The 10,083-nt window shown below is 69.1% G+C and carries 6 protein-coding genes; all 6 read right to left on the bottom strand.

The genetic code is table 11. The features are described 5' to 3' along the window. Positions 1-257: 257 nt before the first annotated feature. Positions 258-692: a hypothetical protein gene (locus tag VM306_RS04400; protein WP_325511113.1), complete on the bottom strand. Its 435-nt coding sequence runs from the start codon at positions 690-692 to the stop codon at positions 258-260. Positions 693-697: 5 nt separating this feature from the next. Further along, entirely contained in the window at positions 698-1,105 is a 408-nt protein-coding gene (locus tag VM306_RS04395; protein WP_325511111.1) for a YbaB/EbfC family nucleoid-associated protein, read from the bottom strand. 133 nt (positions 1,106-1,238) lie between these two features. Then, complete coding sequence (locus VM306_RS04390) at positions 1,239-4,565, bottom strand: right-handed parallel beta-helix repeat-containing protein (RefSeq protein WP_325511109.1); 3,327 nt, start codon at positions 4,563-4,565, stop codon at positions 1,239-1,241. Between the two features lie 14 nt (positions 4,566-4,579). Further along, the gene (locus VM306_RS04385) at positions 4,580-7,318 is read right to left on the bottom strand and encodes a hypothetical protein (protein ID WP_325511107.1); all 2,739 of its coding nucleotides are present in this window, start codon (positions 7,316-7,318) and stop codon (positions 4,580-4,582) included. Then, on the bottom strand, positions 7,315-8,655 hold the full coding sequence (gene eccB, locus VM306_RS04380; RefSeq protein ID WP_325511105.1) for a type VII secretion protein EccB: 1,341 nt from the start codon (positions 8,653-8,655) through the stop codon (positions 7,315-7,317). The genes VM306_RS04385 and eccB overlap by 4 nt, the downstream gene beginning before the upstream one ends. 4 nt (positions 8,656-8,659) lie before the next feature. Next, positions 8,660-10,075, bottom strand: coding sequence for a type VII secretion integral membrane protein EccD (gene eccD, locus VM306_RS04375; protein WP_325511103.1), 1,416 nt, complete (start codon positions 10,073-10,075; stop codon positions 8,660-8,662). Positions 10,076-10,083: the final 8 nt, after the last annotated feature.

Genomic DNA, 10,083 nt, shown 5'->3' with positions numbered 1-10,083 from the left:
CAGCGCATCACCCGCCACCGCCAACTCCCCGGCAGCACCATCCAACGCAGCCGCGATCTGCCGAACCACATCCTCATCACCCTTGGGAAAATTACTCCCCGCGATAAGAATGAAAAACCAGTCCAGCTCAGGAGGCGGAGTAATACTCACCGACAGGCCCCCACACAGCAGAAAACCGACCAGGACCCCAACCCCGACCGGCTCCCCGCAACCATCATCCCACTAACTCCACACCGCCGAATCACACCACCACGACATCAACGCTTACCACCCGCGTCGGAAGAATTGATCGACGACCGGGAATCGCCGCCGCTCGCCTTGCCAGAGAAGCCGGGCGGCGCGTCGGGCATGTCCAATGCGCCAATGGCACGCTCAATGGCCGCCGCACGCGCCTCCGCATTGTCATCGGCCTTCTCGAACATATCCGCCATCACCCGCACACCCTCGGCGGTGGCAACCACGCTGTCACCCCACCCCCGCACGCCGTCGACGAGGTCCTCGACATAGCCCTTCCATTTCGGGTGGAACTTGTCACCCGCGTTGTCCCCGACACCGAACGTCGCGGGATCGGTCAGGCTCCCACCTTCATCGCGAAGGCGCGACAGAATGTCACGGATCTTGTTGCCCTCGTTCTCCAGCTTGGCCGCGGCCAGACGGAGGTTGGGGATGTCGACCCAGAATGATTCGCTCATCCCTACTACCTCAGCCTGTCGTGTCGAAGGAACATGCCGGGCCCCGCATCGTCCGGCAACATCGCGTCCAGATCCGCCTTGCCCGCTAGCAGATCACGCACAGCGAAACCCGCCGGCATCATCGGCTCCATCAGCTGCGCGAGTTCCTCACGAGCCTTCTCCTGGGCATTGCGGACCGTTTCGAGCACGACCTTCGCCAACTCCGACGGCACCATGCTCTTGTACGCACCGCTGGGAAAGCTCACATCGGTCACGTCACCGTTCCGCCCCACGGTGACCTCGACAACCCTGCGCGGAGCCGTTACCGACACGGAGATGCCCGCCATCTTCGCCTGCACATCGCGCAGATCCTCGCGCTTGCGCCGGAACTCCTCACGGGTCTGCTCGAACTGTTCTTCAAGAGAGGACGACATCGAGACTCCTCACCACATAGACGGTAAATCAGCAGCTCAAGCCAAACGAGGCGCAGACGCAACGCACGCAGCGGACCCAGGGCCCGGTGGTACCACTCACTTGCCTCTTCGCACCTCCGCCCAGACAGACGTGTCAGCTGACCGAAGCGAGCCCTTGCCCCCGCAGAGCACTGGATGGCTCACCAGCGACGCTTGCCGGGAGATCGGCGAGCGCGAGGGTGCGTGACGCCGCTGTCCGGGCAAGCCTGCGGGCCAACTGGTGCGCCGCGTACACGGTCTCGCGGTCGACCGACCCGGCCAGGCGCTCCGCGATGGCCTCGCGGACCTCGTCAGGTACCTCATGGCCGTGCCGGACCAGTTCCCGCACCGCGATGGTGGCCAGTTCTCGCACGCTGTACTCCGCGAGGTCCCAGATCTGGGTGAAACAGCCGGAGAGCGCGGGCAGCTGCCGGGACAGCGACACGAGCCGTTTGTGTTCGCCGATCATGACCACGACGGGATCGGTCTGGCCGCGGTGCATGCCGGCCACCAGTGTTTCGACGACCTCGAGCCCCTGGTCGTTGTCCCAGTCGCCGTCCATGTCCAGCACCAGCACGCCGCCCACGGCATCGTCCAGCGCGGTGCGCATCAGGCGCTCCCCTTGGCCAGGCCACTGTGGACGCAGATCGGTGGCGATGGACACCCTGAGCACGTGCCCGGTGCGCACGAGGTTCAACTCGGACAGGCATTGTGCGTAGAGCCGGGCGATCTCGCCGCGCCCGCCGCCACGTCTGCCGCCGATCACGACATTGGCCGCGTGCCCGATGGCCTGGCCCTCGCGCTTGGCGCCCACGAGCCGCACCAGGTTCGTGCCCACCGCTTCTCGGATCAGTTCCTGACCGGCGAACTCGTGGAACCTCTTCCACCCCAGAGTGGCCTGCACGGCGCTCGCAGGGTCCAGTACCGCGCTGTCTCGCACCGCGGTCGGGTCCGACTTGGCTGCCTGCAGCAGGTCCAATTCGGACTGGAGGTCGGCCGCGGTGAGGCGGTTGAGCTCCGAGTCTTTCGACGGCGGCGCCATGGCCAGCCGGGACGCCTGGTTGTTGACCATCGCCTCGAACAGCTTGCGCGCCACACGACCGTTGCCGAAGGTCGCGTTCTTCGGCACGCGCTCGAAGTACTCGGTGAGCGCCTGCAGACCGTCCTCGGTCAGCTCGTAGTAGTGCTTGCGGCAGAGGTTGGTCGTGATCGTGACGAGCTCGTCGACGCTGTAGTTCGGGAATTCGATCGTGCGGGTGAACCGGGAGGCGAGACCGGGGTTCGACTCCAGGAACTGCTCCATCAGCTCGGAGTAGCCGGCGACGATCACGACGATGGACTCGCGCTGGTCTTCCATGATCTTCATGAGCGCGTCGATGGCCTCCTGACCGAAGTCCGGTCCGGAACCACCCGTCTGCGCGGACAAGGTGTAGGCCTCGTCGATGAAGAGCACGCCGCCGATCGCCTTCGTGACCACCTCGGTGGTCTTGATGGCGGTGGAGCCGATGTACTGGCCGACCAGGTCCGCACGCGCGACCTCGACCATGTGGCCCTTCTCCAGCACTCCCAGTTCCGCCAGAACCGTGCCGTAGAGCCTGGCGACCGTCGTCTTACCGGTACCGGGCGGCCCCGCGAACACGAGGTGCCTCGACATCGGAGGCATCGGCAAACCCATCTGCTTGCGCACCTGGGACATCTTGATGAGGTTGATCAACGCGGTGACCTCGCGCTTCACCCCGTTCAGACCGACGAGGGTCTCCAGCTCCGCCAACGGCCCCGACAGCGGGGTGTCCGGATCGGTCGCCTGCAGGGACGTGGGAGCGGCAGCCTCCCGGTCCGCTCGCGCGCCCACGGCGGACGCCACCGACACCTGCCGCTGTTCGGCCCTCGCTGACGCGGCCTCCTCGATCGTCACGCGGTCCTCGCCAAAGCGGCGCACGTCGACACCACGGCTTTCCCGCACCACGCAACGGCTGAGCAGCACCGGCTCCGCCGTGTCCAGGCTGATCCCGTCCTCCGCGCTGCCGACCACCTCGCACTCGGTCAGGGTGCCGCCGGCACCGGACGAGAAACTGACGCCCGTGCCCTTCGACGACAGCACACGGCACCGCGTCAACGTCGACGCCGTACCGGACTTCAGGTCGATCCCGTGCCCACGAGCACCCACGAACTCGCTGTCCTGCAAGGTGAGCTGGGTGTTCGAGGCGCGCAACCCACTACCGCGCACCAGGAACGACGTCAGCGAGGCGCGAACGCCTTCGCCGAGAACGATCGCCGCCTCGGCGGTCGACTCGACCCTCACGTCCGAGGCGTCCACAGTGGATCCGCCGGACGCGTCCAGCGCCGTCTCCCCCGCCACGTCCAGCACGACGTCGGACAGCCTGATCACGCTCTTGCCGACGACCACCAGACCGCGTCCCGAACTCGATCCCATGCGCAGCCCGGAGAACGTCGGCTTGGACTCCGTGCCCACGTGCACCGCGACCTGAGCGATCCCGTCGAGGTCGATGCCGTCGAAGCGGGGAGAGCTTGCCTCGTCCACCGCGATGCCGACCGGCGAGTCACCGATCCGGCAGTCGGTGAACGTCGGTGAGGAGCCGCCGTTGACCTGGATCGCGGTGTGACCGACACCCGTGAACGAGCATCCGGTGAACACCGGCTGCGCCGCCCCCGCGATGTGCGCGGACTGCACGGCCGCGCCGGTGAACGTCGAGTCCGTGATGGAGATCCTGCCCTTGCTCATCAGGTACAGGTCGACGTTCCGGCTTCCGGTCACGGTGAGCTGGACGACCTTCAGGCTTCCCTGCTGCTCGGCCACGACCGCGGGTTTGGCCGCATCGGTGACCTCGCACTGCTCTGCCTGGACGACGCCATCACCGTTGACGCACAGCCCGTTGCCCTGCGGACGGGTGATCACGCAGCGACGCAGGGACAACGACCCGCGTTCCGTCGCCACCACCGCGGACGAACCCGGGTCGATGATCTGGGTGTCCTCGACGGTGCTGAGGGAAGGAGACGTCGTGACGATGCCCGCTCCCGTCGTGTTCCTCACCTTGCAGCCGCGCAACGCGACAGCGCCGGTGCCGCGCGCGTAGATCGTCGCCCACGAGGAGGAGGAGAGGTCGCAGTCGTCGAAAGCGACCTCTCCGCGGACCACGTCGATTCCGGCGAGCTGCGTGTCCTCGCAGCGCAGCACCAGACCGTTGAGCCGCACGGCTTCCGCGTTCGCGACCAGGACGCTTCCCTGCTTCGCGACCACCTCCACGGTGCCGCCACCGTTCTCGGCGCTGAGCGTCACGAGCTTGCTGACGACGAGGTTCTCCTCGTACCGGCCGGGCGCGATGGAGATCATGGCGCCGGGCTGGGCGCTGCCGAGCGCGGCGCTGATGGACGGGAACGCGCCCGGCCGGTCGCCCGCTACGACGAGCATCTGTCGGTTCATCGGTCCACCACTCCTCAAGCCAAACCGGGCAATGCGCCGAAACGGTCCGCGAAGGCGCCGTTCAGCTGGATGGGCGGAGTACCGCTCCGCCACCGCTCCACCTGCCTGTGCAACGAGCTCAGCGCGAGTTCATCGAGCGAGATCCGGTTCGGGTCTACCCGGCCGTCGGCGTCGATCTCGACCGCCGTCAGCTCGCGCAGCAGGATCCGGCCACGACCGCCGTCGGGCTGCGGCCCGCTCATCTCCAGCACCTTGAAGTTCGTGCCCGGCACGAACAGCACGCGCTCCTGCACACCGTTCTCGGGTTCGAGGAGCTTGGTGCGGCGGGCGGTCATCGACCACACGAGCACGTCGACCTCACCGTCACCGTCCGCGGGCGGTCCGGTGAGCGCGTGCAGGAATCCCCACTCGGTGAACAGCTTGTGGTCTCGGTAGAGGTCCCATTGGGCGGGCGTGGGTGAGGCGGTGAACACCACCGGCCCGCGGTGGGACGGCAACCGGCTCAAGCCGGCCACGACACAGCGCGCGAACGGGACGTGCGGGCCGACCGCCGCGGTGCGCAGCGCGCTGTCCACCGCCTTGCCGCGGTCGGTCAGGAAGAGCTGCACGGCGACCGCGTCGGTGAGGACCTCGGCGGACGAGCTCGACAGCGCTCCCTGGAAGCCGGGGTGCTGGGAGAGGATCCGGGCGACCGAGTTCGACAACACGCCGTACTCGGCGCCCAGCGTGCGCCGCAACCAGGCGCGCTCGTCCTCGATACCCGACCCCGGCAGCAAACCCGCCGCTTCCGGTGAGGGGACGGGCTGTCGCCGGGCGATCGCGGGCGCGGCCTCGGGCACCTCGGCGGACCTGGGATCGTCGATTTCGGCCACGCGCTCGACCACGTCGCCGATCTCCGCTTCTCCGCTGGACGAGGTCCCGTTGCCCGTCCCCGCGGCGCGCTCCTCGGCAGGGCCGGTGGCCTCGGGCACGACCGGCCGCGGTTGAAGAGAAGGCGGCGCCACCGCGGGCCGCAGTGCATCCGGCACGGCCGGGCCGACGGCCTCGGGCACGACCGGACCCGGCTGAACAGAAGGCGGAGCCACCGCGGGCCGGGGTGCGGCCGGACCGGCTCCACCGGCACCGGGAAGTGGCGCGGGATCGCCGAACACGTCCGCGGCGGACGCGATCACCGGTGGAACCACGTGGGGAGATCGCGCATCCGGTGCCACAGGGGGCGGACCGGTGGGGAGGACGCCCGGCGGCCCGTTCGGAGCGGCCGGTCGCCCGGCGTCCACGGGACCTTCCGAAGCGTCCAGACGATTCCACTGCGGAACGGCGTACTCGACGGTGGGCTGAGCGGCGGGCGCGGCCACGGCGCTGACCGCCGCCGGCATCCCGGCCGGCGGCGGCACGGTGGCCGGCGTCGGCGCGTCGGAGGCGAAGAGCCCGGCTGAGCTTCCCGTGTCCGCCACGCCTTGCGCGACGTGGGAGACGGTGGGCCGGGCCTGCGCGTCCAGCAGTGAACGGGCGTGGAGAACGCGGCTCATCGGACGCACCGAGTTGCCCAGCTTCTGGGACAGGTCTGCCGCGAGGTACTCCATGCGGGCGAGGTCGGCGTCGTTCTCCGCCTCGTACATCAAGTTGTGGGTCTCCGGGTCGGCCGGGATCAGCCTGATGGCGTCGACGCCCGCCGTCGCCGCCGGCGGACGTACGAGGAGCCCCGACTGGACGACCTCCACGACGGCATCGACCGAGTAGTGGTAGACGCCGGGCGCGACCTGCACACCCCCGGGAACCGGTGCGCGGTGCGTCACCACGGTGGGCACCCTGGGCGGCTCGACGTGCGAGAACCGCGGCTGGTACTTGATCTCCCTGGCGTAGGCGTGCCAGCCGAGGCTGCCGTCCTGGCGCACGGTGAAGATCTCCGGTGCGACGGCGGGACCGATCGGCATGCCCGCGTAGAAGACGACTTCGTGGCCGAGAGCGTCGGCGATCGTCTGCCCGAGCTGGCTCCTCGGCACGGACATCGGCCCGTACTGGATGAACCGCACGCGCTCGCGCAGGCCGTCGGGCAGCTGACGCCACAGCAGAGCGATGTCGTCCTGGCTGAGCGGGACGCCGCCCGGGCTGCCGAGCACCACGCTGAGGTACTCCGGCTGACACGGCACCACCTCGATCAGGCGCTGCCGGTTGGCCCGCAGCTGGGGGTCGTCACCCATCGGCCGGATCCAGACGCCGCTGGGCATCGGCTCGGCGATCCCGCGCGCGCTGGTCGGGAAGTTCTCCGCCACCAGGTCCGCGTCCCAGACCGGACGCGGAAACCTCTTCGCCTCGAACTTCGGCGGCTTTCCCGGGGTGCAGCGCACCCACCCGCTGTTCGGTCCTGAGTGGACGAACAGCGAGCCTCCCGCACCGCGCAGCACCGGACCGTCCGGGACGAGCACGGTGCGCTTGAGGCGTTCCGCCATCCAATGGCCGGCGAGAGCCGTGGTCTCCCGCGAACGCCCGCCGATCACCAGGCGCACTCCGCGCCGGCGCTTCGGCAGCACCTGTGCGACCGACTCCCACCACGAGATCGGTGAGCTCGCGGGCAGATCGACCACGACGAGGTCGTTCTCGGTGTCGTGCGCGACGTTGAGCGCCAGGTCCTGCGCCGCCTTGGTCATGTTGCCCACCGGGTACACCACGAGGGCGTTGCCGATGGTGTGCTTGGCCAGGCCGAACTCGCCACCGGCCTCCCGGTCACGGGTCATGATCGCCATCGCCGTCATCCTCCCTGCTCGACGACCACAGCGCTGCGAGACAGAACAGGGCCCGCCGGGATCGTGGAAAGCACTTCGGTGGGCATCGGAACAGGCTGCACACCGCCCAGGCCGAGTGCCTGGATCGAGTCGTCGTCGGGAACCGGGTAGCGCTTCCCTCGATCGGTGATCAGGTAGCGCTCCGGGGTCTTCTGCCCTTCTGGGATCGGCATCTTCGCCACGAGGAGCCCGCGGCTGGGGGGAACCCGCACGCCGGCGGACCACCTGTCGGCGCCGGGCACGGTCACCACCCGGCTGACGACCTCGTTGCCCCTGCCCTCCTGACGCAGGCACGGGTGGCCCTTGGTGCCGTCCAGCGGCTTCTTGCCCGCGATGTCGGGCAACCGGGTGAGCATCGACTGGTCGGGGGAGAACGGCGCGGTGAGGATCGACTGCGCGTCGATCTCGACCGGCGTTCTGCCGGGCAGGGCCTTCATCAGCTCGAACTCGGTCGCGGAGAGCGGCGCGAGTCCCTTGTCCAGCAGGACGTAGCGCTGCTCGGTCCCGTTGCCGGGATCGTGGGTGAACAGGTCTCCGATCCGCCGCGTCTCACCCGCGACGGTCAGACCGGGAGCACCCGCCTTCGGAACGGGAGCCGGTGTGAGCGCCGGGCCGTCCGGCACGAGGTCGAGCCATGCGGCAGGCACACGTGGTGCCCTCGTCGCCGTCAACCCGAAGACCACGAGCGCCTTGTCGTCCGGAACCTGGTACTTGACGCCCTTCCAGACCAGGAAGAGCTTGCCGTCGGCCGACTGGACCGGCGCGTACCGGTCGTCCGGGAGCGGCTCGTTCTTCTCGTCCGGCACGAGGTTCGCGACGAGGCCCGGCCGGCCGCCCTCGACAGGGGTCGTCGGACACAGCAACCACGACGGCGGCAGGATCTCCTTGGTGCTCGGCACGGAGTCCGGTGCGCCCTGGATCCCCATCCGCGGGCCACGCGCCAGGCCTTCCAGCGACTTCCGCGAGATGACCTCGACGCGGTTGCCGTTGCCCTGGATCAACATGGCGGACGCCAGGTTCGGCGTCGACACGAGCATGTTGTCCAGGAACACGTACCGGGTGCCGGACTCCTTCTCGACGAGGATGGCGCCCTTCTTCTTCCACGCCGTGCTACCGCCGGGCACGATCAGGCCGTAGACGCCGAACCCGATCACGATGAGGACGGCGAGGAAGGCACCGGTGATCAGTCCCGCCCGCCCACGCCGGGTCGGTGGGTCCATGTTGGACGGATCACCGACCGTCAGCGCGGTCGTCATGCGCTGCATCAGGAACTGGTAGGCGTGCACGTGGTCCTTCTGCGTCTGCACCTGCTCACCCGGCCAATCCGCGTGCCCACTCGTACACGCCCAGGACCTGGAGCAGCACCGGGACGGTGGCCGCCGCCACGAGCGACTCGAGCCACTGCGCCCGCTGCACCCAGATCGGTACCAGCCGCCGGGTCGGCGGACGCAGCACGGCGAGCACGAATGCGATCAGCGCGGCCGCCGCGACTCCGAGCACGACCAGGAGCCACCCGAGCGTCAGCGACTCGCCGATGGCGGACAGCAGCTCGACGCAGCCCGCGACACCGGCGGCGACGAGAGCGATCCGCTGCCAGGCGTTGAGGAATCCGCCCGAGCGGACGAGCACGGAGAGCGTGATCAGCACCGCGAGCGTCGTCGGTGCCCACCCCGGTTCCCCGTAGAGCACCGGGTAGCTGAACGTGAAGACGAGCGCCGCGGTGACCATGAACGTGGTCAGGTACCGGTCGGCGTTCCTGGTGCGCTCGATGATCTGCTCCGCCTCGAGCGGGTCGATGTCGGTCTGCAGTTCCTCCGCCGTGCGGGGCAGTTGCGGTCCGCGCAGCTTCGCCATCCGGATCACCAGCGTCGGCACGGCCACCAGCACGGCCAGTGCCGCCACGGAGTAGATCCCGGCGGCGCTCGCGGGCTCGAGCCCCATGCCGAGGTAGGTCCGCATTCCGACGAACGCCACCAGCCCCGCGCCCATGAGCACCGCCAAGGGCGTCATCGGCAGCTGCCGCGCCCACAACACCGCCGCGCCCAGCAAGGTCGCCGCGGCGACCAGCAGGGTGAGCCCGCCCAGCGCGACCGAGCTCGGGTCGAGGTCCAGCGCGGCCTCGGTTCCGTTCGCCGCGACGGCGCCCGCGAGTGCGAGATGCGCCAGACCGGGCACGGCGAGCGCGAGTGCCAGCGGCTGATCCCCCAGCTTGCGGGACAACGGCAGCGACGCACCGGCCAGCAGCACGCCGATGACCGCGGTCGTGAGCGCCGCGGCCGGCGTCGAGCCCGCCCGCATCGCGAGCGAGGCCATCACAGCCGTCGCCACCACGATCAGGATCAGGAACAGCCACCTGTTGAACTCGGGCTTCCAGCGGTCCTTCTGCCTGCTCAACGCGGTCGCCATGCCGTCGGAGATGTCGTCGAACGCCAGCTCCGGCAACGGGTTCGCCGCCGGACGGAGGTAGAACGTCTCACCCTCCACCCACTCCAGGTTCTCCGGAGTGCCTTCCGGGTCGAGCGGGGGTTCTCCCAGCCGCTGGATCACCCAGGACCGCTCTCCTGTGATCTCGACGCCCCCGACGACGTGGTCGTTCGGATCTGTCGTGTGCTTGAGCAACACCGGCAGAAGACTTGCCACGGGAATCGAGACGGGCACAGCGAGATCTGCGCGCCCGGCCGGGCCGAACACGGTGATGCGGCAGAGCTCCGCCTGCGCACTCGTCATGACAACTT

Source organism: Lentzea sp. (assembly GCF_035525475.1).
In the GTDB taxonomy this organism is placed as follows: Bacteria; Actinomycetota; Actinomycetes; order Mycobacteriales; family Pseudonocardiaceae; genus Lentzea.
The sequence above is the reverse complement of the archived record's forward strand: the minus strand, read 5'-3'. Positions and strand labels throughout refer to the sequence as shown.